General features: G+C 48.0%; 15 protein-coding genes. 8 read left to right on the forward strand and 7 right to left on the reverse strand.

Annotation, left to right across the window (positions count from 1 at the left end; all coding sequences use genetic code 11):
- Window positions 1-49 precede the first annotated feature (49 nt).
- From ACWGXJ_RS24150 to ACWGXJ_RS24160, 3 genes are all read left to right on the forward strand, one after another.
- On the forward strand, window positions 50-2,248 hold the full coding sequence (locus ACWGXJ_RS24150) for a glycoside hydrolase family 52 protein (RefSeq protein WP_452567739.1): 2,199 nt from the start codon (window positions 50-52) through the stop codon (window positions 2,246-2,248).
- 35 nt (window positions 2,249-2,283) lie between these two features.
- A complete protein-coding gene (locus tag ACWGXJ_RS24155; RefSeq protein WP_452567740.1) occupies window positions 2,284-4,452 on the forward strand; it encodes an alpha-glucuronidase family glycosyl hydrolase in 2,169 nt (722 codons plus the stop codon).
- A gap of 307 nt (window positions 4,453-4,759) precedes the next feature.
- The gene (locus tag ACWGXJ_RS24160) at window positions 4,760-8,350 is read left to right on the forward strand and encodes a family 14 glycosylhydrolase (RefSeq protein WP_452567741.1); all 3,591 of its coding nucleotides are present in this window, start codon (window positions 4,760-4,762) and stop codon (window positions 8,348-8,350) included.
- 122 nt (window positions 8,351-8,472) lie between these two features.
- Here the strand turns inward: ACWGXJ_RS24160 and ACWGXJ_RS24165 are convergent, their stop codons facing one another.
- From ACWGXJ_RS24165 to ACWGXJ_RS24180, 4 genes are all read right to left on the reverse strand, one after another.
- Window positions 8,473-9,501, reverse strand: coding sequence for an NADH:flavin oxidoreductase/NADH oxidase (locus ACWGXJ_RS24165; RefSeq protein ID WP_254326264.1), 1,029 nt, complete (start codon window positions 9,499-9,501; stop codon window positions 8,473-8,475).
- A gap of 319 nt (window positions 9,502-9,820) precedes the next feature.
- Window positions 9,821-11,125: an ABC transporter substrate-binding protein gene (locus ACWGXJ_RS24170; protein ID WP_452567742.1), complete on the reverse strand. Its 1,305-nt coding sequence runs from the start codon at window positions 11,123-11,125 to the stop codon at window positions 9,821-9,823.
- 106 nt (window positions 11,126-11,231) lie between these two features.
- Window positions 11,232-12,878, reverse strand: a complete 1,647-nt coding sequence (locus ACWGXJ_RS24175) for a response regulator transcription factor (RefSeq protein WP_452567743.1) — start codon at window positions 12,876-12,878, stop codon at window positions 11,232-11,234.
- Complete coding sequence (locus ACWGXJ_RS24180) at window positions 12,871-14,730, reverse strand: cache domain-containing sensor histidine kinase (RefSeq protein ID WP_452567744.1); 1,860 nt, start codon at window positions 14,728-14,730, stop codon at window positions 12,871-12,873. The genes ACWGXJ_RS24175 and ACWGXJ_RS24180 overlap by 8 nt, the downstream gene beginning before the upstream one ends.
- Window positions 14,731-14,852: 122 nt before the next feature.
- Here ACWGXJ_RS24180 and ACWGXJ_RS24185 point away from each other — a divergent pair, with 122 nt between their 5' ends.
- On the forward strand, window positions 14,853-15,749 hold the full coding sequence (locus tag ACWGXJ_RS24185; protein WP_013312582.1) for a carbohydrate ABC transporter permease: 897 nt from the start codon (window positions 14,853-14,855) through the stop codon (window positions 15,747-15,749).
- Entirely contained in the window at window positions 15,749-16,579 is an 831-nt protein-coding gene (locus ACWGXJ_RS24190; RefSeq protein WP_013312583.1) for a carbohydrate ABC transporter permease, read from the forward strand. Before ACWGXJ_RS24185 ends, ACWGXJ_RS24190 begins: the two co-directional genes overlap by 1 nt.
- A gap of 72 nt (window positions 16,580-16,651) precedes the next feature.
- Here ACWGXJ_RS24190 and lepB read toward each other — a convergent pair whose 3' ends face one another.
- Complete coding sequence (lepB, locus tag ACWGXJ_RS24195; RefSeq protein ID WP_452567745.1) at window positions 16,652-17,272, reverse strand: signal peptidase I; 621 nt, start codon at window positions 17,270-17,272, stop codon at window positions 16,652-16,654.
- A gap of 331 nt (window positions 17,273-17,603) precedes the next feature.
- Between lepB and ACWGXJ_RS24200 the strand changes: the two genes are divergently transcribed.
- From ACWGXJ_RS24200 to ACWGXJ_RS24210, 3 genes are all read left to right on the forward strand, one after another.
- Window positions 17,604-18,956 (forward strand): right-handed parallel beta-helix repeat-containing protein, encoded by a 1,353-nt coding sequence (locus ACWGXJ_RS24200; protein WP_452567746.1) that lies wholly within the window; start codon window positions 17,604-17,606, stop codon window positions 18,954-18,956.
- 112 nt (window positions 18,957-19,068) lie between these two features.
- Complete coding sequence (locus tag ACWGXJ_RS24205; protein ID WP_025719365.1) at window positions 19,069-20,601, forward strand: MFS transporter; 1,533 nt, start codon at window positions 19,069-19,071, stop codon at window positions 20,599-20,601.
- A gap of 49 nt (window positions 20,602-20,650) precedes the next feature.
- Window positions 20,651-21,778 (forward strand): glycoside hydrolase family 88/105 protein, encoded by a 1,128-nt coding sequence (locus ACWGXJ_RS24210; protein ID WP_103047202.1) that lies wholly within the window; start codon window positions 20,651-20,653, stop codon window positions 21,776-21,778.
- A 78-nt stretch (window positions 21,779-21,856) separates the two neighbouring features.
- Here the strand turns inward: ACWGXJ_RS24210 and ACWGXJ_RS24215 are convergent, their stop codons facing one another.
- Together ACWGXJ_RS24215 and ACWGXJ_RS24220 are read right to left on the reverse strand one after the other, a co-directional pair.
- Window positions 21,857-22,789: a polysaccharide deacetylase family protein gene (locus tag ACWGXJ_RS24215; RefSeq protein WP_322158985.1), complete on the reverse strand. Its 933-nt coding sequence runs from the start codon at window positions 22,787-22,789 to the stop codon at window positions 21,857-21,859.
- Window positions 22,790-22,985: 196 nt separating this feature from the next.
- Window positions 22,986-24,944, reverse strand: a complete 1,959-nt coding sequence (locus ACWGXJ_RS24220) for an acyltransferase family protein (protein WP_452567747.1) — start codon at window positions 24,942-24,944, stop codon at window positions 22,986-22,988.
- Window positions 24,945-25,196: the final 252 nt, after the last annotated feature.

The raw sequence follows: 25,196 nt of genomic DNA on the forward strand, positions 1-25,196 counted from the left end.
AAGTGAAGTTAGTCAAAGTTAAACCTTACTATGAAAGGGGTTTCATTATATGTCGAAAAATATATTTTATAACACGCAGCATGCACCGATCGGTTCTTTTTCCAGCTTTACGCTTGGGTTTAAGGGCAATCGCGGCGGACTCGGTTTGGAGCTGGGCAAGCCTGCCGATGAAAATGTATATATTGGGCTGCAATCCAGAGATGGCGGATCATACGAGGCGCTTCCCTTTTTTGCATCCACACAGGATGAAAGTGCCCGCTACGACGTGGAGAAAAAGGGTAAACGAACGGAACCACAGCTTATGGCCTTTGCCGATTCAGACATTACCCGTGAGCTAAAAGCAGGAACGGATACATGGCAGGCTGGTGATTTGACGTTCCGGCTGTACTCTCCTGTTCGCCCGGTGCCCGAGCCGGGAACCGCGGGTATGGATGAGCTGCGAGCAGCGTTGGTTCCGGCGGTATTCGCTGAGCTAACCGTCAATAACACGCAAGGAACTGCAGCACGAAAAGCTTTTTTCGGCTATCAGGGCAGTGATCCGTATAGCGGCATACGCATTATTGGAGAAGATCCGCGCAGGGACGCTACGGATTCTACCCCATTGGAGGGAAGACTCACAGGCATCGGCCAAGGGCGCAGCACAGCCATTGTGACCAACAGCAGCGAAGCAGTACCTGCCAGCGGATTTGCAATGGAGAAGCTGCTTGGGGAGACCATGGCCGAGAATTTATCCTTTGGCCTGGGCGTGACGGGTGCGCTTCTGATGGACGTTCCCGCAGGTGAGAAGCGCACGTATACCTTCGCCATATGCTTCTATCGCGGCGGCATAGTAACGACAGGCATCGAAGCATCGTATTACTATACCCGGCTGTTCAAGGATATTGAAGACGTGGGGAGCTATGCATTGAAGCATTTTACAGACCTCACCGCAGCCTGTGTTCAGGCTAATCGCTGGATGGAGTCGGCCAACCTGAGCCCAGACCAGGAATTCATGCTCGCTCAGGCGATCCACAGCTACTACGGTAGCACCCAACTGCTTAGTCACCAAGCGGACGGAGAACCGATCTGGGTTGTGAACGAAGGCGAGTATCGGATGATGAATACACTCGATTTGACGGCAGATCAGCTCTACTATGAATTGATTTTAAATCCATGGACGGTGCGCAACGAGCTGGAGTGGTTTGTCCAAAGGTACAGCTATCGGGATGAGGTACGCTTTCCGGGAGAGGAACAGACCTATCCGGGTGGTATCACGTTTACGCATGATATGGGCGTGGCCAACGTGTTCTCCCGGCAGGGATACTCCTGTTATGAGCTGGCAGGGATTGACGACTGCTTCTCTTACATGAGCCATGAGGAGCTGGTGAACTGGCTTTGCTGCGCTACGGTATATATCGAGCAGACACAGGATCAGTCATTTACAACACGCATGCTGCCTGTCTTGTGTGACTGCTTCGAAAGCATGCTGCGGCGGGATCACCCCGACCCGGCACAACGAAACGGCTTGATGGGCTTGGACAGCTCTAGAACCCGGGGAGGCGCAGAAATTACGACCTACGACAGTCTGGACGTATCTCTGGGTCAGTCCCGCAACAACATTTATCTAGGCAGCAAATGCTGGGCGGTATATGTTGCACTGGAAAAAATATTTGCCTCAAAAGGGCTTAACTCCCTCTCACAGGAGGCTGGCTTACAGGCGGACAAATGTGCAGCCGCAATCACAGCACATATGACAGACAAGGGCTATATTCCTGCAGTTATTAAGGAAGGCAATGACTCGCAGATTATTCCTGCCATTGAGGGGCTGATCTTCCCTTACTTTACAGGATGTGAGGCTGCGCTTAAGCCTGATGGACGGTTCGGTGGATATATCCAAGCACTGCGGCGCCATTTGGAAACTGTACTGGTACCGGGAGTTTGTCTGTTTGAAGACGGAGGCTGGAAGCTGTCCTCGACCAGTAACAACTCCTGGCTGAGCAAAATCTATCTGTCACAGTTTATTGCCCGCGAGCTGCTAGAACTGCCTTGGGAAGAAGCTGGGCAGGCCGCAGACGCTGCCCACGTCTCATGGCTCCTTCACCCTGAAGAATCCTATTGGTGCTGGAGTGATCAGATACTGTCCGGTATTGCTCACGGCAGCAAATACTATCCACGCGGAGTGACCGCCATTTTGTGGCTGTATGAAGGCAACGGCAACCGTCTGACTCTCCCTGAACATATGAGTCAGGATCAGGAACAGCATGTCTGAGGATCATCTTCACCTGCCCAAAAGGAGGCTCCAATATGAGCAAGCTTATGGATATGCCAAAAGAGAGCGGCTATGCGGCTTGGCTGCATTACAGCCGCAATAGTAAGGTAGAAAAGCTGCCCGCTTGGTGCAGGATCATCGTGGTCCATGAGACAGATGAAGTGCTTCAATCGGCTGCGAGTGAGCTTCAGCACGGATTAACCTCCATGTTTGGACAGCAGCCGAAAATCAGCGCCGTTCCTTTGGATGCGCCATTCATTGCGCTGGGTACGTTCCCAGCGCATCCTTTGGTCGCAGAACGATTCAGCGCAGAGGAACAGGCAGAAGTGGGTGCAGAAGGCTACCGAATTCGCGGGATAGAGATGCCAGATCCGGCATATTCAGCTTCGCATGGTAACGATGAGTTCAAAGGACAATACGTTACAGTCGCAGGGCAGACCTCCAAAGGCGTATTGTACGGAGTCTTTCATCTGCTGCGCTACCTGCAGGGAGGACTAGATGGGAAGTTGAAGCCCACCAACGAATCATTGCACGCCCCCATTCTAGACCAATTATCCAACCCTGTTAATCCCATCCGCATGATCAACCACTGGGATAACATGGATGGTAGTGTTGAACGTGGATATGCGGGCGGATCTATTTTCTACGACAATAATGCCTTTACTACAAATATGGAGCGCCTGCGTGACTATGCCCGTCTGCTCGCTTCTGTAGGCATTCAAGCACTATCCATCAACAATGTGAATGTCCATCAGGTAGAAACCGAGCTGATTGCAGATAAATTCCTACCGGATGTGGCTAAAGTAGCTGCGGTGTTTCGCGCCTATGGCATACAGATCTACTTGAGCATTAACTATGCCAGTCCTATTCAGCTCGGCGGGTTAACCACGGCCGATCCCTTAGAATCAGCTGTAGCTGAATGGTGGCAGACCAAAGCCCAGGAAGTTTACACCGCCGTTCCTGATCTGGGTGGTTTTGTGGTCAAAGCCGATTCCGAAAATCGGCCTGGACCGTTCAGCTACGGACGCCATCACGCCGATGGAGCCAATATGCTGGCAGATGCGTTGCAGCCCTTTGGCGGACGTGTGATTTGGCGCTGCTTTGTCTACAACTGCAAGCAGGACTGGCGCGATCGCAAGACGGATCGGGCTCGCGCAGCCTTTGACCATTTTAAACCGCTGGATGGACTGTTTCGAGAAAATGTCATTTTACAGATCAAAAATGGTCCCATGGATTTTCAGGTGCGGGAGCCTGTCTCCCCCCTTTTCGGTGCGCTGGAATCCACTCAGGTACTGCTGGAATTTCAAATTGCGCAAGAGTACACCGGCCAACAGAAACATCTATGTTACCTTGTTCCGCAATGGAAGGAGGTATTGGATTTTGACACCTACGCCCGAGGAAAAGGCTCCACCATCAAGCGTATCGTGAGTGGCGCTTTGCATTCTCCCAAGCATACCAACTATGGAATAGCCGCTGTATCCAATATCGGTGCAGACACCAATTGGACCGGACATTTGCTCGCCCAATCCAATCTTTATGGCTATGGTCGGTTGGCTTGGGACCCGGACCTGTCCGCAGACGAAATCGCTGACGAGTGGGTTCGGCTGACGTTTGGCAGACAAGGGAATAGCGACGGCGACACAGATTTAATTTCTACCATTAAGCAGATGCTGCTCGATTCATGGAATATCTACGAATCCTACACCGCCCCTCTCGGGGTCGGCTGGATGGTCAGTCCCGATCATCACTATGGGCCGGATGTAGACGGGTACGAATATTCTATGTGGGGCACCTACCATTTTGCTGATTGCCGGGGGATCGGGGTAGATCGCACGTCCGCAACCGGAACGGGCTATGCAGGACAATATTTTTCTCCCAATACTAATATCTACGAATCTACGGACACCTGCCCGGATGAGCTGCTTTTATTCTTTAACCATGTTCCTTATACACACTTGCTCCACTCCGGCCAAACTGTCATACAGCACATTTATGATACCCATTTTGAAGGTGCAGAACGTGCGGCCCATCTCCGAGACACGTGGGTTAGTCTACGAGGGCAACTGAATGATGCCATGTATGAACAGGTGCTGAAGCGGCTGGAGCATCAGACTGAGCATGCCAAAGAATGGCGGGATCGGATCAATACGTATTTCTACCGTAAAAGTGGCATTCCGGACCAGAAGAATCGCCCTATTTATTAAGCAAGCTGCCTCGGCAATACTTTCATACAGACTGGAACAAGGCTTCTCTACGCCTAGGTTCGCTTTCTCCTATACTGGCATTGTCTATCCGCACATCATTAAAAGGCATGCGTCTTACTCAGACCTATGCCTTATTTTTTTGCCTGGAAACTTTTAAGCACACGGTTGCTTACGTAAAATGTCATATTTGTCCACTCTGAGTGTGCAATAAATTCTTCTTTTTATGCAACCGCTTGCTTTATACTATTTTTGTAGACGTTTACAAAATGTTGTCGAATTAGACTATGCTTTGGGGAGGATGATCGGTTTGACCTTGTATCGAAGTCTATGGAAAAAAGGGTGTATGCTTCTACTGAGCCTTGTGCTGTCTCTGACCGCCTTCATTGGCTCACCCTCTAATACGGCGAGCGCTGCGGTTGCAGATGATTTTCAGGCTTCCGTTATGGGACCGCTGGCGAAAATTAATGACTGGGGTTCCTTTAAAAAGCAACTGCAAACGTTGAAAAACAATGGCGTGCATGCCATCACTACCGACGTCTGGTGGGGCTATGTGGAGAGCGCAGGAGACAACCAGTTCGATTGGAGCTACTACAAGACCTATGCAGATGCCGTGAAAGAAGCGGGACTGAAGTGGGTTCCTATCATCTCAACGCATAAGTGTGGAGGAAATGTGGGAGATGACTGCAACATCCCACTGCCAAGCTGGCTGTCGAGCAAGGGCAGTGCAGATGAAATGCAGTTCAAGGACGAAAGCGGTTTTGCCAATAACGAAGCCCTCTCTCCATTATGGAGCGGGACTGGTAAACAATATGACGAGCTATATGCCTCATTTGCTCAAACCTTTGCTAGCTACAAAAGCATCATTCCCAAAATTTATTTAAGCGGTGGGCCCTCTGGAGAATTGCGATATCCTTCATACTATCCGGCAGCGGGATGGAGTTATCCTGCACGGGGCAAATTCCAAGCCTACACTGAAACAGCTAAAAGTGCGTTCCGCACGGCCATGAATGAAAAGTACGGATCAATGGACAAGATTAATGCAGCATGGGGTACCAAGCTGAGTAGCCTTAGCCAAATCAATCCGCCGACCGATGGGGACGGATTTTACACGAATGGGGGATATAATTCCACGTATGGAAAGGATTTTCTGTCGTGGTACCAAAGTGTGCTTGAGAAGCATCTGGGCGTCATCGGAGCAGCTGCACACAAAAACTTCGATTCTGTGTTCGGTGTCCGGATCGGGGCCAAAATTTCCGGTCTGCACTGGCAAATGAACAATCCTGCCATGCCGCACAGCACAGAACAAGCGGGTGGATATTATGATTACAACCGTCTCATTCAGAAATTCAAGGATGCCGATCTAGACTTGACATTTACTTGCCTGGAGATGAGTGACAGTGGCACAGCACCGAATTATTCGTTGCCGTCCACCCTGGTTGACACCGTCTCCTCCATCGCGAATGCCAAGGGTGTTCGCCTGAATGGTGAAAATGCACTCCCGACAGGCGGCAGCGGCTTCCAAAAAATCGAGGAGAAAATCACGAAGTTCGGTTATCACGGGTTTACGTTATTGCGCATCAACAATCTCGTCAACAATGATGGCTCACCAACCGGTGAGTTGAGTGGATTCAAACAATATATCATCAGCAAAGCCAAGCCTGACAATAATGGCGGTACAGGCAACAAAGTAACGATATACTATAAAAAAGGCTTCAACTCGCCTTACATTCACTACCGTCCGGCTGGTGGTAGCTGGACTGCTGCACCGGGTGTGAAAATGCAGGATGCCGAAATTAGCGGCTATGCCAAAATTACCGTCGATATCGGGTCTGCCTCCCAATTGGAAGCCGCTTTTAACGACGGCAATAACGGCTGGGACAGCAACAACACCAAAAACTACTCCTTCAGCACGGGCACTTCTACTTACACGCCCGGTAACAGCGGCAATGCGGGAACTATCACATCTGGCGCTCCAGCGGGTACGATTCCCGGGGATGGCGGCGGTACAACTAACAAGGTAACGGTATACTACAAAAAAGGCTTTAACTCGCCTTACATTCACTACCGTCCGGCTGGTGGTAGCTGGACTGCTGCACCGGGTGTGAAAATGCAGGATGCCGAAATTAGCGGCTATGCCAAAATTACCGTCGATATCGGGTCTGCCGCCCAATTGGAAGCTGCTTTTAATGACGGCAATAACAACTGGGACAGCAACAATACTAAAAATTACCTTTTCAGCACTGGAACTTCTACCTACACACCCGGCTTGAACGGAGCTGCAGGATCTATCCGAACGGGGGCACCTTCAGGAAGTGCCGTCAGCGTAGTGACTTCCACCTACACAACCGACCTCAACGAAGTGGCAGGGCCTATCCAAACAGAAAAACTTTCGGGTGCATCCTTAAATGTAAGCACTTCTACCTACACACCCAATGTTAACGGAGTTGAAGTAACTGCTCAAACGGAGGCGCTTTCGAGCGCCTTCACCTCTATAGATCCGGGTACCCTCTCCAAGCCCACTCCCCTTGGCACAGACTGGAGTAAACAGAGCATTTATTTTATCATGACAGACCGTTTCAGCAACGGAGATCCATCCAACGATAATTACGGTGGTTTCAATTCCAACAACAGCGATCAGCGCAAGTGGCACGGTGGCGATTTTCAAGGTATTATTAACCAACTCGACTACATTAAAAATATGGGGTTTACCGCCATCTGGATTACTCCAGTAACGATGCAAAAGAGCGAATACGCTTACCACGGCTATCATACGTATGATTTTTATGCGGTAGACGGACATCTCGGTACCATGGACAAGTTCAAAGAGCTGGTTGGTAAGGCACACGACAAAAATATCGCTGTTATGCTGGACGTAGTTCCCAATCACACCGGCGATTTTCAACCTGGGAACGGCATCGCCAAGGCTCCCTTTGACAAAGCAGATTGGTATCATCACAATGGCGACATCACAGGAGCAGACTACAGCTCCAACAACCAATCGAAAATCGAAAACGGTGATGTGGCTGGATTAGATGACCTGAATCAGGACAACCCTGCAACAGCAAATGAGCTCAAAAACTGGATCAAATGGCTGTTGAACGAGTCGGGGGTCGACGGACTGCGGGTGGACACTGTGAAGCATGTACCCAAAGGGTTCCTGAAGGATTTTGACCAAGCCGCCAATACCTTCACCATGGGTGAAATTTTCCATGGCGACCCTGCTTATGTGGGGGATTACACCCGATATCTCGATGCCGCATTAGATTTTCCGATGTATTATACAATCAAGGATGTGTTCGGACACGATCAATCCATGAGAAAAATCAAGGAGCGCTACTCCGATGATCGTTACTATCGCGATGCCCAGACCAACGGTGTATTTATCGACAATCATGATGTAAAACGTTTCCTGAATGATGCCTCCGGCAAGCCGGGTGCTAACTATGACAAATGGCCACAGCTCAAAACTGCTTTGGGCTTTACTCTGACGTCACGCGGGATTCCTATCATCTATCAAGGCACCGAGCAAGGCTTTAGTGGCGGGGATGATCCTGCTAACCGGGAAAACGTTGTGTTTAACGCCAATCATGATCTGTATCAGTACATCGCTAAGCTGAACCGTGTGCGCAACAACCACCCTGCTCTGCAAAACGGCAACCAAAAGGAAAAATGGGTGGACGACTCCTTTTACAGCTTCCAGCGCTCTAAAAACGGCGACGAGGCCATCGTACTTATCAACAACTCATGGAGCAGTCAAACTCGCACGATTGGCAACTTCGACAATCTGTCCAACGGTACCCGTCTGACCAACCAGCTGAGCAACGACTCCATTCAGATTAACAACGGTTCGATCACCGTGACTCTCGCTCCAAAGGAAGTTAAAGTTTTCACCAAATAAGTTACACCGAATATTCAATACACTGTACCATCTGTCCATAAAACAAAACAGGCACCTGACGAAGCGTACACTTCGTTGCAGGTGCCTTGTTTATATATAAACAACGTGGGGTTACTTAGGCCTCAGTAGCCACGTTGATATTGTTCAGGTATGGAAGGCTCCTCGCCGCGCAGCGTCACTGCTGCATGAATCGCCCAATATGGATCGCGCAGCAATCCGCGTCCCACAGCGACCAGATCGGCATCCTCGTTGCCGATAACGGACTGCGCCAAGGCTGGGTCATCCAACGAGCCTACAGCGATCACCGGGATGTTCAGTGCCTCGCGAATTTGGCGTGCGAACGGCACTTGATAGCCCGGATAGTTGCCCGGCTTTCTGACGCCAGCAGGGCCTTCCCCGCCCGAGCTAACATGGATCACGTCTACGCCTGCAGCCTGATATGCACGGCTCAGCTCAATGGCATGATCCACATCGTACCCACCATCTACGTATTCCACCGCGCTGATGCGTAAGATTAACGGCATACCCGCAGGCATTTGCTTGCGTACAGCCTGAATAACCTCAACACCGAAACGGGATAAATCCTTACCGTACTCGTCGTCCCGCTTGTTTGTAACTGGTGAATGGAATTGGTGAATCAAGTAACCATGTGCCCCGTGAAGTTCAATCGTATCCACGCCCGCTTGAACTGCACGCCGGGTAGCGTCTGCGAATTTCTGCACCATGCCACGGACTTCCTCCGTCGTAAGCGCGCGTGGCTGTTTATAATTCGCATCCGGGTATGCAATCGCGGAAGGAGCAACTGGCTCAGCTGCATCCTCAGCTTTACGACCCGCGTGAGCAATCTGGATGCCTACCTTGGACCCGTGCGCATGAATGCCGTCAACCAGCTTCTTATAAGCTGGGACATGCTCGTCTGACCAAAGACCCAGATCATAATCTGTAATCCGTCCATCCGGTTCCACGTCCGTCATTTCTATAATAATCAGGCCCGTGCCTCCAATAGCCCGGCTCAGGTAATGGACATGATGCCAATCATTCGGAATCCCGTCCTTGGCTGTCACCGAGTATTGGCACATCGGGGGCATCACCACACGATTCTTTAATTCCAAATCTTTCAGTGTATACGGTGTAAACAACGAATTCGTCAAAACGTTCATCTCCTTTTTATCTTCGTCACATAAACGAAAAATACGCTTCAAATTACACGGTCTATTAAAAACATAATCGGCATAGTCCAAACGGAATAAAAGAGATTCCTCCAACGGGGGATCTCTCACATTTGCAACTTGCAGTCATTGTGTATGTCGTATGGTGTAGATATATTGCACACAACCTATTATCCACAACTCAATAACTTTTTGCAAGTAAATATTTAAATATTATTAAATATTTTTTTGTCCATCCCCTCTCCGCCTCCTAGCTATAATACAAAAAGACGCCCTTACGGACGCCTCTGCGGAACCAATCTTATTGTGCTGAACCTAATTGCACCCATGCCTTCTCAATCTCTGCAACCGCCTGATCCTTATTCATGTTACCGCTGATATATGCCTGCATCAGCTCGCCAAATTTTTGGTGGAACGTATCCAGCGAGTAGTTAACAGACAGATCACCGGACTTCGACGTTTTCAAAATGCTTTCCATTTCCTTAGGCATTTCCAGATCAGGAAGCGGTGCATCCTTAATTGGAGGAATCACCTTCGCTACCTGGGAGAACCAGTTCTTACCGTATTCCGAAGTGTACAGCCAGTTGAAAAATTCAATTGTTTCCTTCGATACCTCGGAATCCTTGTTGATACGCAACGCCTGATCCGCACCGGTAATGATAACCGATTGATCAGCTTTGTCACTCACCGGATATCCCATGATGCCAATCTTGAGATCAGGATTAATTTTCTTGATTGCTTCCTCATCCCATGCACCTTTACCCGTCATAAACGCAGCTTTTCCGGATGCAAAATCACTTACTTCCGCATTGCTGTCCCGTTCCAGTGGCTTATCTGTGCCATGTTTCACCGTCAAATCAATGAAGTTAAAGAAGTTGTTGTACAGCACTGGGTAGTCCTTGATTTTTGCTTTGCCTGCGATAAAATCACTAACGAGTTGCTTCGGTTCCACGCCTGCATCCTGCGCGGCAGCATCTACATAGTGTTGGAAGATATGCTTCCATACCCACCACTCTTTATATGCATTGGCAAATGGAGTAATGCCCTTCGCCTCTAGCTTGGTGACTGCATCCTGCATTTCTGCAATCGTCTTCGGCGGGGAGGTTACCCCAGCCTTGGTAAGCAAATCCTTATTGTAAATCAGCGTAAACAGGTTCCCTTTTACCGGGAGTCCTAATACTTTGCCGTCACTGGAGCTCATATTCGCTCGAACAGCATCCGTCATGGCTGCTGCCAGCGGCTCATTGGTCAGATCAGCGCTATAATCCGCATACGTGTCGATGTCGCCTCCTGCCGTCGTTTGGAATACATCCGGTGTACTGCCTGAGGCTATTTTCGACTTCAGAATCGTGTTGTAGTCTGCCTGCATGATCTCCAGATTGATCTTCACGTTAGGTTTGACCTTCTTATACTCCTCGATATACGCGTTAAAAGCATCGGTATACTCTGGTGAAGCTGTGAACATGTTTATTGTAATCGTTTTCAAATCTTCTTTGCCGCCAGCACTTTCTTTCGACGCATCCGTGCCGCCGCTGCTTCCACATCCGCTCAACAAACCGACCGTCAAAAGCAAACTGCCGGATAACGCCATCATCTTCTTTAACATGGATACTCCCCCATTTGTTTGTGATCAACGTCCATGCGCTCATTCTAAAAAATATACTCCCATTTAAAAAGGCAGATTAGTGAAGCGTTAAGGGTAAAAAAGTGGTTTATTGCAGGCTTACGCGATACTCAGACGGTGACACCTGATAATAATTACGAAAAGCCTTACTGAAATAATTTTTATCTTTGTAGCCGAGCATATCCGAGATTTCCTGTATTTTCAGGCTTGAATCACCCAGCAGCTCCTTCGCCTTGTCCATTCTAACCTTCTGTACATATTCGTGAATACCGTAACCAAACTGCTGTTTGAACAGCTTCATCAGGTATTCCCGACTCAAAAAATAGGTTTCGGCAAAAAACGAAATTTTGATATCCTCAAAATAATAACGGTCGATGTGCCTTTTGATATCCGTTATGTCAAAGGACTGGTTCCCCGCTTGAGCATGTTGGACCCCAGCAATGTAAAGCTCCAGCATCCGATTCAATCTCTGACCGTAGTGGACAAAGCTCGTAAAATCAGCAGACAAATCGCTTTCCCCCGCGTGCTCCAGTTCTTCCAAAGCTCCATCTTGATTCAACGCTGACGTAGACGCACCCAACTCAATCGCAGCTTCTCTCAGTAAAAAATGGAACTCCTTCATCATTCGATCCGCATCCTGTAAACGGAAAATAGGGCCTGATGCCAATTGTTTCAGCAGATCGCCCAGCAGTACCTTTGCCCGGTTCGCCTGACCTGTCTGAGCATCCTTTTGGATCGACAACAGTCGCTCCGTCCATGACATTTCCTCTAACGTACCCATTTGCCGTGGCACTGTATGAAGAATGGATTCCCCTTCCATCTTCAACACATCCGTGCTGTGAATGAGCGTCTTGGCATCCATATAAGCAGACGCTAGCTCCAATACATCTGTGCAGAGCTTACCCAATCCGGCAACTACCACCATGCTGAACAGCCCATGCAGGTTCGCCACCGCCTTCTGTGTCACTTGTGCCAATAGTAAGGCCATATGTTCTTCTTGTCCTGGGGCCAAGGTACAGATCGAAACGACCTCACGCTCCCGTCGCGGATGGGAGAAGCTAAAACAACTCAACCGTTCATCTGACGTCTGAGCTAACACATTGGTCACGGCAAAATCCATCAGATCGGCATCGCCATGAAAACGCGTCCTGCGAATCTCATCCCTGTTCAGCAGCCGCAGCACGATCACCCCAAAGCGACTCCCCGGCTGATCCGCTCCGATCAATGGGAGCAACGCCGTATTGGCCTGCCTTTTGAAGCTACCGTCCAAAATGGACAAATATAGCTTCTCTTTCAGCTTCGGCAGTGACATATTCAGCGTAATGTTCTGGCTAATGAACTTGTTTTTGCTTTGCTCTCGACTTTCCAGAATGTCCACTGCTTTGCGCAGTGCCTGGTTCAGATCCTGACGATTGATAGGTTTGAGCAGATAGTCCACCACCCGGGATTGAATCGCCTGCCGTGTAAATTCAAAGTCATTGTAGCCACTAATGACAATCGTCAGCAGGTGGGGATATGCCTTTTCGATGGCACGAAGAAATTCGATACCGTTCAGCTCAGGCATTTTCATATCGACCATCACCACATCTATATGGTGCTGACCCAACAGCTCCAGTCCCAACCTTCCATTCGTCGCCTCATAAATATGTTCGATGCCCAGACCGTCCCAGTCCCCGATAATACGAATGGCTTCGCGCAATGGCTCCTCATCGTCAATAATCAATACGTTATACATGACTACTTCCTCCCCGGGGAATTTGCATTCTCATTTCCGTTCCCGTTTCATCCGTAAGTATGAATAATCCTGCCTGATCTCCATACAAAAGCTTCAACCGTGTGTTCAGATTTTTCAAACCAATATGCTCGCTCTCCCGTTCTTCCCATTTTTCATGGAATGAATCCAGCACCATTTTCAGCTTGTCCTCTGAAATTCCAGGTCCGTTGTCCCTGACTGTAATTGTGGCATTTGTAGAACTCGATTCGGCTGAAATGACGATCAGAATATCGCTTGATACTTTTTCCAACGCATGCTTGATAGCGTTTTCCACCAACGTCTGCACAGATAATCTCGGAATCGGCAGCTCCATCAGCGTTTCTTCCCATACCACTTCGACCCGCAGTCTCGCTCCGAACCTTGCTTTTTGCAGACCTATATACCGTTCAATGTGCTTGAGCTCTTCGCGGGCAGCTACGATATCCTTGCCGTTGATGGAATACCGCAACGTTTGGGCCAACGCATCCACCATATCCGCCATGTCGAACATCTCCCGCTTTAATGCCTGCGTGGATATGGCTTGCAGGGCATTGTACAGAAAATGAGGATTAATTTCAGCCTCCAACGCCTTGAGTATGGCGTTCTTTTCGACCAGCTTCATGCGATAGCGCTCATTAATAAGTTCTTCGGTTCTTTGTACCATTTCGTTAAAATGCAGCGACAAATATGCAATCTCGTCATGTCCCTTCACAGGAGCTGTTGCTCCAAAATCTCCGGTGCTAAACCGCTTCATCTGGGTGGACAGCTTATGTAAAGGTCGGGTAATGGCGTTCGAGGTCAGTGTCACTAATATAATAGACACACCTAAAAATAAAGCCCCGATGGCATAGCTCCAATTCCGTGTTGTCGTAGCTGCTTCATAAATCTGGCGGTATGGGATGGGCTTAATGAGCTGCCACCCCTCTTTTTCACCAGCATCATAGACGACCAAATACTCCTGATCCCCACTGCTATCTGACCACGTTACTCGCCCGCTTCCTCCCTTGCCGATCTGTGTCAACACTCCAGAATCACGCATCCGCTCATATAGCGGAAAGCTGTTCACATAAAAGGGAACCCCTTTAGGGCTCATTAGCATCAATTGGTCCCCTTTGCCCAGTGGAATGTTCTGCATGATTTCATTCACGGCGCTCGTATTGTAATAAAAGGACAGCACCGCCTGCGGGTGGCGGGATGCAATCGACCTCAGCACTCGATGGTATGCCATAAAGCTCGCTTGTGGCGCCACATAGCCCATATCAGAGCGGGACCCTACAAAGGATTGAAATGATTCGTTCGTAGTACTAGCCATCGCCTCTTTATACCAAGGAAGCTTGGGAATATCTGTGTTTATTCCTTTGCGCACCGTAATGTTGTACGTCTCCCTGGTAACCACATAGTATTGATGTCGGTCCGCCACGTACAGATAGATCGCTTCCAGATCATTACGTGAATAAAACATGCTGCGCAAGTAATTTTCAATGACCATTCTCGAAGCATAGTCCCGATTCTCATTGGCAATGGCGTTCATGATATCGTTATAACGAAGCTGCGGAAGAGCCAGCTGCTGCATTCCCTCCAAGTAATCCTCCAAATTCTGATTGACTAGCAACAGATTATTGGTCGTGCTGGCGATGCTATGGTTAACCGACTCCTTTTCAATCATCTGATAGGAAATAATTGTGAGTGAGCCCACCACCAGAATAATCACCGAGGTAAAAAGTAGAATGAGCTTGTTCACTAATTTTTGCGTGATCCTCCTCCACATAGAGCGAAGAAACGTTCCTACACGCTCTGACATCATGATAATCGCCCCTTTTGAAAGCGTACACATTTTTACCCTCAACTGTTTTCTTAAATCCATTGGTCCGGCCCTAGGGGCTATCCTATACTTTCATTATATCTTAAACAGCTTGGAGCGAAAGAGCGGAAAATGTTGAGAAAAAGAGGTGCGTTATGCTGAAAAAAAGGGGAACTTGGGGCGACAAGGGCAGTAAACTGGAATTCGGTTTATTCACACTGCCCGTAATCCTGTGCATTACGATTGCATTTTATATTCCGTTTTTGATGACGATACGCTATTCCCTGACGAAGTGGAACGGCATATCCAAACATCCGAAATTTGTAGGTCTGGATAACTTCAAGCAAATCCTGCTTGGGGACGCCAATTTTGCACATGCAGCCTGGTTTACCGTCAAATATGCCATTCTGTACATTGTATTGGTGAATGTGCTGGCCATTTTGCTGGCGCTCGTTCTCGATATGAAGCTGAAAAGCTCGGCTTGGCTGCGGGCGGCTTTCTTTATCCCGTATATCCTCAGTCTCGTGATTGTCGGCTTTATATGGAAATTCATCTTCATGCAAGGCTTTGAGTCACTGGGACACAGTACAGGCTGGGGCATCTTCCAGCTAAGTTGGCTGGGTGAGGAAGGGCTCGCGTTTGTTTCCATTTTGGCGGTATCGATCTGGCAATCCATTGGCTTTTACATGGTCATTTATATTGCAGGCTTGCAATCTGTGCCAGAAGATTTAAAAGAAGCTGCCATTGTCGATGGCGCGGGGCCGATTCGGAGATTTTTCAGTATTATTCTACCGATGCTCGCACCTTCCATTACGATCTCAGTCTTCATGGCACTGACCAACTCGATCAAAGTGTTTGACGTCATTTTATCTCTGACCGGCGGTGGGCCAGGTGGTACAACATACAGCATTGCGTATGATATTTACCGGGACACGTTCCAGAACAATCTGTATGGCTACGGAACAGCCAAAGCATTGATTTTATTCGTTGCAGTCCTGATCATTACGATTATTCAATTGTCTATTTTCAAACGCAGGGAGGTTGAAGCCTGATGCAACGCAGCCGTACAGGACGTATTTTGCTAGAAGCGGGCATGATTGTATTATCACTGTTATTTTTGTATCCGCTGTTTCTCGCCATTAACAATTCGTTCAAAAGCTTCGCTGAGGTCATGACCGACGTCATTGCGCTGCCCAAGCAGCTTTCGCTGGATAACTACGTATATGTATGGAAATTCATTGACTATCCACGCCTATTTCTGAATAACACCATTATCACCGTCGTCGGACTGGCAGGTATCGTACTGATATCTTCCATCGCGGCCTACAAGCTGGCAAGAACCAAAAGCAAATGGAGCTCCGTGATTTACATGCTGTGCATTATGCCGATGCTGATCCCATTTCAGTCCATCATGCTCACTGTCTTGCGACTGGCGAAAGACTTAAATCTGGCAGATAGCACTTGGGGACTTGGTTTGCTGTATTGGGGCTTCGGCGCACCGCTGGCAGTGTTTATCTATCACGGCTTCGTGAAAGGTATTCCGGCTGAGATTGATGAAAGCGCCAAAATCGATGGGGCCTCGGGATTCCGGCTTTTCTTTTCCGTGATTTTCCCCTTGCTGAAATCAGTCACCGCCACCATTGTCATTATCGACGTGATGTGGATTTGGAACGATTTTCTGCTTCCGTTACTCATGGTCAACGGCTCACCCAGCACCAAAACACTGACGCTGGCCGCCTACACCTTTGTCGGACAGTATACGTCAGATTGGCAATACGCCATGACCGCGATGGTAATGGCTGTTCTGCCTTCGATCATCGTATTTATTTTTCTGCAAAAATACATTGTTAAAGGCGTCGTTGCTGGAGCCGTCAAAGGCTGAGTCAAATATTCGAAGTTTATAAAATAAAAAGCGCCTTAAGTGAGGAATCCCCCCCTCTTAGGCGCTCTTATATTATTTATGCTTAACCCATTGTGCGCTATCCACCGGCCAAAAAATCACATCCGCACGGCCAACAATATCTTTAATAGAGACAAAGCCAATAGCACGACTATCCCTACTATTATTGCGGTGGTCACCCATCACAAAAATATACCCCTCAGGTACCTTGGAATCGGTTATGGTTCCATTTGGAAAATCAACATTGTTATATAGTTCTCCCTTGGCGTGCGCATCCTGAATAGCTCCCTGAATGTATGACTCCTCTACTTTCTTACCGTTCACATAAAGATTGTCGCCTTGATACTGAATCGTATCTCCAGCCACTCCAATAACACGTTTAATAAAGTCTCTTTGTTCCTTTCTCACATGGAATACAACAACCTCACTCGGCTTGGGATCACGAAAATCGTAAATCACCTTGTTCACGACCACTCGTTCATCTGTCTTGAAATTCGGTTCCATGGACGCTCCCTCAACAATAAATGGCGCAAATAATAGCCAACGTATAATGAACACGAACACAATGGCTACAATAATGGCCTTAAGCCAATCGATCATCTCATTTTTCACTCGTGGCCGCTTTTCCTGCAATTGTTCGACAGTTGAATCCGTCAAATGATTTCCACTCTCCATGCGCTAAACCCACCCTTTCCCACAGTTTTCATTCCTATTATATGTATAATGTTTAAGTATAATCAAATTTTCCCAGTCTGGCAAAACTACATTTTTAGTTGAAACAAAAGTGTGAACTTTTTTTCACAATATCAAAAAAACAGTAAAAAACTGTTGATGCAAACGTTAACATATATTACACTGTGCATATACTTCTTAGAGCGTTTTGGACTAATGGTAGATCAATCTATTCCCCCAGGAGGTGTCCTGTTTTTAGTGGAAAGACAGCATGAGTCACTTTTATAGATGCTATCTTCTTTTAAAATATGAGCTCAAATAAGGAGGAAATTACATGTTTAAACGAAATGATCGTCCAAAAACCGGCTTTAACGCTCTAAGACTCGGTGTTTCTTTTGTTTTTGCTTCTTCTTGCCTTATTGGAACCGCTTACGCAGATACGTTATCCAACGACATCCCTTCTTCCGCACTCACAGAAGAGGCAGTTAGTACAACCGACTCAACCACCGTCTCCACAACGTTAGCGGCAGGTGATTTGTATGTAGCGCCAAATGGTAACGTGTCCAATCCGGGTACAATATCCAGTCCTACCACGCTCGAAGCAGCACTTACGCAAATTGCTCCTGGTAAAACCATTTACCTGCGCGGTGGTAACTACACCTACTCCTCAACGGTTACAATTCAGCGTGAAAATAGCGGCAATAACGGCTCACTCAAAGGGTTGGTCGCTTACGGTAGTGAAAAGCCGGTACTTGATTTCTCTGCTCAAGCCTTTGGTTCAGCCAATCGTGGACTTCAGCTTAACGGAGACTTTTGGCTGGTAAAGGGCCTGGAAGTCAAGGGTGCCGGAGATAATGGTATCTATATCGGCGGCAGCAATAACCGAATCGAAAACGTGGAAACTCACCACAACCGGGATACTGGACTTCAGCTTGGACGTTACTCCCCTAACGCTTCCACTAGTGAGTGGCCTTCGAACAATTTGATTTTGAATTCTTACTCTCACGATAACGCTGATCCCGATAATGGTGAGGATGCCGATGGCTTCGCTGCCAAATTGACTGTGGGATCAGGCAATGTGTTTGATAACTGCTTGGCTGCGTACAACGTAGACGATGGCTGGGATTTGTATAGCAAAACCGAAACGGGTCCCATCGGCGAAGTAACCATTTTGAACAGTGTGGCCCACCACAACGGGCAGACCGCAGATGGAACGTCTACCGCGAACAGCGACGGCAACGGCTTTAAGCTGGGTGGAGACAAAATCAAAGTCAACCATATTGTGAAAAACAGTATTGCTTTCCAAAACAAAAAACACGGCTTCACCTACAATAGCAACCCCGGCAGCATTACGTTGACCAATAATACTTCGTGGGACAATGGACAAAGTAATTTTGCTTTTGACAAGGGTGATCACGTGTTCATAAACAATCTTTCCTTTGAGGGAAGCGCCAGTGACAAAACAAGCGGTACAGATCAAGACAACTCTAGCGTTTGGTGGAAAAACAAAAAATCGACGAATGCCAATGGTCTGGTAGTCAGTGCAGACGACTTTGTTAGTCTCACGCCTTCTATCACTCGAAGTGCAGACGGTTCCATCCAGCTAGGTGATTTCCTTAAGCTGGCCAAAGGAAGCGATCTGATCGGCTCGGGTACTCCGAGCGGAAAAAATATAGGGGCACGTTAAAAGCCCTGCCTAATCAGGACGCCCTGGCCCATCTACCAACTTAGACAATTCTGCATAATATAGCGACCGGTGATTGTCCTCATAACCAGACAAAATATGAGGTGAACAGATCATGGAACGAAGAATCACACTGAAACATACACTCGCCTATGGAAGCGGTAACATGCTGGGAAGTGGCGCACTTGCGATTAGCGGTGCATGGTTAATGTACTTTTATACAACCTTTTGCGGACTGTCTCCCGTTCAGGCCGCGGCCATTTTCTCTGTTGCTAGCATCATAGATGCAGTCAGCAATCCGGTCATGGGCTTTATCAGCGATAACTTTCACCGGACCCGCTTGGGCCGTAAATTCGGCAGACGACGCTTTTTCATCATGATGGGTATCCCGCTGATGCTCGTGTATCCGATGCTTTGGGTAGATGGGTTGGGCTTCTGGTATTACCTGAGTACGTACGTGCTGTTTGAACTGGTGTATACCTCTGTCATGGTGCCGTATGAAGCACTAGCGTCAGAGATGACACGGGACTTCGGCGCACGCTCCAGATTGACTGGATGGAAGGCTATGTTTGGCAAAATTGCCAATTTCGCTGCCGCTTTTATCCCTGGTCGCTTTATTGCCGAGTATGGCAAAGACTCTCCATTGCCTTTCTTTTATACCGGTCTCGTTTTTGCAGCTATTCTGCTGATTGCGATGGCATTCTTGTACAAAAACTCCTGGGAACGTCCAAGTGAGGAACTGCAAAAGGAACTGGAAGGTGAAGCTCCGCTTTCCTTCATAGATTCGATGAAAAAGTTGTTTGTCGACATTTCCTCTACCTTCCGAGTCAAGACGTTCCGTCATCATCTCGGGATGTACCTGGGCGGCTTTTCAGCTGAGTGGCTGTTTACTTCTGCTTTTACGTACTTTATTGTCTTCTCCTTGTTCCAAAGCTCGGAGATGGTATCCAATTTGAACAGCTTTAACTCTGTCATTCAATTGATTTCTACCTATTTCTTCATTCAATTCTGCGTGCGTAAAGGGTTCCGTATGCCTTTCATCGCCGCACTCGTTGTCGTTTGCTTTAGCGTAGCAGGTTATGGCCTGCTCTATATAACGGGAGCCTCGAATACGATGGTATGGCTATATGTCATCACCCTGTTCATGGGGCTTGGTACTGGGGGCGTCTACTACATCCCTTGGAATCAATACACGTTCCTTGCCGATGTGGATGAAGCGTTGACCGGCCGTCGCCGGGAAGGTATTTATGCAGGTATGATGACTTTTGCCGGAAAAATGGTGCGGGCCGTTGTCGTCTTCATTCTCGGCTGGGTGTTACAGCATTTTGGCTTTGTATCCGGGGCTGATAGTCAGCCCGTCGCTGCTCAGCACGCCATCTTTTATGTACTTGTGGTTGGTACTATCGTTCTCGCGATCATCGGTATGATTGCTTCTGTCGTGATGAAGCTGGATATTGACAGCCACAAGAAGCTAATCGCCGAAATTGACCGCCTCAAAAACGGTGGCTCCATGAAATCAGCCAAACCGGAAGCCCGGAAGGTATTCGAGGAACTGACAGGCTTCCATTACGATCGGTGCTGGGGTAACAATAACGTGGGCTTCAAGAACAAACCCGTTGACCCTAAGACACACACTCCATCTATGTAACAACAATAACAATTACAGATTAAACATTTACTAAAGAGGTGACTGTATCATGGCAAATCCAACATCACAACCAACCACCAGTCCTACAAAAACAGATTCTTGGGCTGTACGTATGAGCGATTCCGTTCTGCAACGGAGCCCGGAATTTTATGAAAAATGGGAATATGACCATGGCGTTATTTACAGAGGTCTGGAATGGGTTGGCGAACTGACAGGCGATCCCAAGTACATGGAATTTATAAAAAAACATATGGACCATTTTGTTGACGAAAATGGCGTAATTCAGCGCTATAAAGTAGATGAGTACAATATTGACCACGTGAATAACGGCAAGCTGCTCTTCTCGCTGTATCGTGCCACAGGAGATGAACGATACAAAAAGGCAGCCTACCAATTACGCAGTCAGCTGGAAAAACACCCACGCACAAGCGAGGGCGCATTCTGGCATAAGCAAATTTATCCGTATCAAATTTGGCTCGACGGCTTGTACATGGGTGCCCCGTTCTATGCTGAATTCATCCGCGAATTCGGAGATCCATCAGAGTTTGACGATGTGACCCTGCAATTCAAGCTTTGCTACGAACATACGCGTGATCCTGAAACAGGTCTGCTCTACCATGCTTGGGATGAGAAGGGTGAGCAGCATTGGTGCAACCCGGAAACAGGCTGCTCTAAAAATTTCTGGGGACGCTCGATGGGTTGGTTCGTTATGGCACTCGTTGACGTGCTGGACTATATTCCAGAGGATCATGCAGACCGTCCCGTCCTAATTGATATGCTGACGGAAACACTGGAAGCCCTGCTGAAAGTGCGTGATAAAGAAAGTGGAGTCTTTTATCAAGTGCTCAACCTGGGCCATGTGAAAGGCAACTATCTGGAGGCCTCTGCTTCCTGCATGATTCTCTATGCTATTGCCAAGGGCGTTCGCAAAGGCTATCTGCCAGAGCAATATCGTCAAGAGGCCGAAATCATCCGTAAGGGTATTATCGATGAATTTATCACGATCACTGAAGAAGGACTCGTGAATCTGAACAAAACGGTGCAAGTAAGCGGTTTGGGTGGCAAAGATCGTCGGGACGGTACCTTCGCTTACTATATCAGCGAGCCGATTATAACTAATGATCCCAAAGGTATCGGTGCTTTCATTCAGGCAATGGGTGAAGCAGAGCGTATCTAAAACACCCGAACGATATACCTTATTAGCAAAAAGGACGGTGGCCATCAGCCCCGTCCTTTTCTTATATATAAACTTATCTTACTTCATAACCTTAAACTCATATCCCTGTTTTTTTAGATATTCTATAATTTGCGGCAAAGCTTTTGCAGTTTCTTCTTTACCATAGGTATCATGCATGAGTATGATGGCTTTTTCTCGACCTTTCACTGATCTCATAAATTGGTTGATTAGTCCAGGGGCTTTCTTGGATGCTCCCTCTGCATCCTTCGTTAGTACATTCCAATCTACCTGATGATAGTCCTTCTGAAGTAAGACTTTATCCAAAGCAGCCATCCCCTGTGGATCTCTTCTATTCCATGTCATGTGGCCCCCAGGAAACCGCACCATTCTTGTGGTGAATTCTGGCCCCAGAATACTTTTTAACACCTTATTGTTCCTCTCAATTTCCTGCATAACATGGTCCGTGCTTACCCGCCTGTTAGGATATAAATATTTATAATTATGAGAGTACGTGTGGTTTCCTATCGCATGACCCTCTTTAACAATTCTTTTGATAATGTTCCTGGTATGTTCATTTTCATCGGCTTCTTTTCCTACGATAAAAAAGGTTGCCTTGACCTTCTGTTTTTTCAGAATGTCCAATATTTTAGGTGTTACCGTCACGGATGGACCATCATCAAAGGATAAGTAGGCCACTTTTTTACCATCGGCTCCATCGGGCATCTGCCCTAGCATTTGCTGCTTTAAATATTTTTCGACAAAGGCACCATCTTCTACTTCGGGGTCGCTTTTTGGAGAGACCGCTTTACCTTTTGATGAGTCCTTGGATACGGAATCTGTTTTTTTAGCAAGCTCCTGTGTTGGCGCCTGTGTTTTGTTATCTGAGACCTTTATTGCAATGAAAGTAATACAACCTGCCACAAATAATAAAATAGCAATCCAAATGAGCCTTTTTCTGTTCCTCTTCAAGCGGTGCTCCATTGTCCTACTATGTGAATAGCCCTTTTCCATTAGCTTATGTACCTCCATACTAAAATAAGAAAAACCACCGGATCAGGGTTGATATACACACCTTAGAATAGACATTGGAAAACCCCTTAGGTTTAGCCGATGAAAATTTAGGGATGTGCTTCAACCAGAGGACAACCTACTCCCGGTGGCTTTCTTGTCTTGCATTTACATAATTTATGAGTATCATTGCAGTTTATTACGATTGCTTCGTTAGGGCCTGAGCCAACAAGGACGCATAAGCTTTAGCACCTTTAGGTTTCAAATGTACTCCGTCATGCTCGAAATAGGAGTTTTTACCAGAGCTGGCTCCGTACCAGTCAATCATTGTAATTCGCGGGTCCTGGGACGCTGCTTCAGCAAGATGCTTGTTCACAATACTCTCCCACGGCCGAGGCACACGGGTATTCACAAGTATAATACGCTTCGCATCCTTCAGGCTAGCCAACAGATCGGATAACTGGTCCTTGGTAAAAGCGCCGTTCGTGCCTAGCTCAATAATAACCGTCTTACCGAGCTGTCCGTTCTGTCTTAGCTGCTCCAGTACGGCAGGCGCCTCCGCCATCTGACGGCCGATCCGCCCATCTACAACAGCTCCCGGGAAGGATTCCTGAATGTACGACTGTACATCCAACATGACAGAGTCTCCAATGGCGGTAACACTCGAGCCATCACCTGTCATAGGCGTAGCTTCTTTGGGTTTGTCCGAAGGTTCCGACGGTTTCGTAACATCGTCCGTAGTACCAGCCTGGACCGCCGTATTCTTAGGCGTCTGGGTTTGAGACGGGACTGGGGTCTGCACCTTGCTGCCCTCGGACCCTTGCAGCTTGATGGCTTGAGGCTCCTTGGAAGCCACGGATACCGTTCCGTGAAGCGGCGGCATCGCCTTTGCCTTTGCGACTGGATTCTCATCGCTTGATGCCGCCTGAATCGTTGCATCAGGAGAAGCCACGTACAGGTGGACGGTACCCACGAGAATACCTACAAACAGCACAGCCGCTGTAGTTGTAGGCATCCATCTCCACCGCTCCTGTCTACGAACCGCAGAGCGGATTCCTGTGATCCAGTGGCGGAATCCTCCATGGCGGATCGGCTCCTCGATATATTTAAACGAGAGAGACGCCAGCAATACGGTAGCTAGCAATTGTAAAATGATGCGCAGCACATGCACGCCATCGGTATCTACCTGAGGCGTCGTTAGCGTGATAACCGGAACATGCCACAGATACAGTCCGTAGGAACGGGCTCCAATCCAACGTAGCGGCTTGATTCCAAGCAGACGACCAAGGTGGCTTACCGGATGTGCCAACGCTGCGACCACAATAGCAGTGACTAAAGCTATGCCCAGCAGGCCGCCCCGGTACAGAGATGGGTCATATTCATTCGAGGCCCACGCCCAGTGACAAAGCAACAGCAAGCTTATTGCACCGATGCTATCCAAAAGCATACGCGCCTTAGCAGAAGCTTGCTCTTTCAGCTTGCCGCTTGGCCACACCAAGGCCAGCGCCGCACCAATTAGTAAAGCAAATCCACGCGTATCCGTGCCGTAATACACCCGGCTCGGGTCGCTTCCCGGTACGTAAATCACGGCCATCAGGAGCGCAGATATTAATGCCAGACAAGTTACCCAGCCTGCGAGCACAATACGCTTGGGCATGAATTTTAGCCCGAGCGCCAGCAGTAAGGGCCACAGGATATAAAACTGCTCCTCCACCGCCAGCGACCACAGATGCCCAAGCGGAGAAGGTGGGCCGAAACTTTCAAAATACGAAACCTGATGGAAAATAAACCACCAATTGCTCATATACACCAATGCGGCAGGTACATCTCCGCGCAAGGCCGTGAGCCGTGACGGATCGAAAAGCAACGAGCACAGGACAATGACAGCCACAACCGTCAACACGGCAGGCAGCAACCTTCTGGCACGACGCAACCAGAAATCTTTCATTTTAAAACTATGATATGTATCCCACTGACTCACCAAAATATCTGTAATCAGATACCCCGACAAAGTAAAAAACACGCCCACACCCAACAAACCACCCGGCAACCAATCCGGATTCAGATGATACACAATGACTGCGATGACCGCCAGCGCTCTTAAACCATCCAAACCTGGCATATAACGACGTTGTGACGACAACCGATTAGACTTCATTTCAGCCGCCGTCCTTCTTGCAAATTCAAGCTCCCTGTCTGTTTCAATGCTCTTCTGCCCTTTCCCTCTCCTGCACATCGTCTGCGATGCCCTGTAGCCTTTTCATTCATTATATAAAACTTCATAATCGTAATGATTTCAATGAAGTTAAAATTAATGACAATGTTTTTATTATATCATTCCTTTCCACAGTTAGGTAACCACTGATAGATATACAAAAAAAGGCATCTCTTCCCTTAGGAAGAAAATGCC

The organism is Paenibacillus sp. S33 (genome assembly GCF_053615415.1).

Coding starts and splice junctions, on each gene's coding strand:
- ACWGXJ_RS24205 (WP_025719365.1), top strand. CDS start 19,069: ATGGAACGAAGAATCACACTGAAACATACACTCGCCTATGGAAGCGGT.
- ACWGXJ_RS24220 (WP_452567747.1), bottom strand. CDS start 24,944: ATGAAGTCTAATCGGTTGTCGTCACAACGTCGTTATATGCCAGGTTTG.
- ACWGXJ_RS24155 (WP_452567740.1), top strand. CDS start 2,284: ATGAGCAAGCTTATGGATATGCCAAAAGAGAGCGGCTATGCGGCTTGG.
- ACWGXJ_RS24170 (WP_452567742.1), bottom strand. CDS start 11,125: ATGTTAAAGAAGATGATGGCGTTATCCGGCAGTTTGCTTTTGACGGTC.
- ACWGXJ_RS24150 (WP_452567739.1), top strand. CDS start 50: ATGTCGAAAAATATATTTTATAACACGCAGCATGCACCGATCGGTTCT.
- ACWGXJ_RS24210 (WP_103047202.1), top strand. CDS start 20,651: ATGGCAAATCCAACATCACAACCAACCACCAGTCCTACAAAAACAGAT.
- ACWGXJ_RS24190 (WP_013312583.1), top strand. CDS start 15,749: ATGCAACGCAGCCGTACAGGACGTATTTTGCTAGAAGCGGGCATGATT.
- ACWGXJ_RS24175 (WP_452567743.1), bottom strand. CDS start 12,878: ATGTATAACGTATTGATTATTGACGATGAGGAGCCATTGCGCGAAGCC.
- ACWGXJ_RS24185 (WP_013312582.1), top strand. CDS start 14,853: ATGCTGAAAAAAAGGGGAACTTGGGGCGACAAGGGCAGTAAACTGGAA.
- ACWGXJ_RS24180 (WP_452567744.1), bottom strand. CDS start 14,730: ATGTGTACGCTTTCAAAAGGGGCGATTATCATGATGTCAGAGCGTGTA.
- ACWGXJ_RS24200 (WP_452567746.1), top strand. CDS start 17,604: ATGTTTAAACGAAATGATCGTCCAAAAACCGGCTTTAACGCTCTAAGA.
- ACWGXJ_RS24215 (WP_322158985.1), bottom strand. CDS start 22,789: ATGGAAAAGGGCTATTCACATAGTAGGACAATGGAGCACCGCTTGAAG.
- lepB (WP_452567745.1), bottom strand. CDS start 17,272: ATGGAGAGTGGAAATCATTTGACGGATTCAACTGTCGAACAATTGCAG.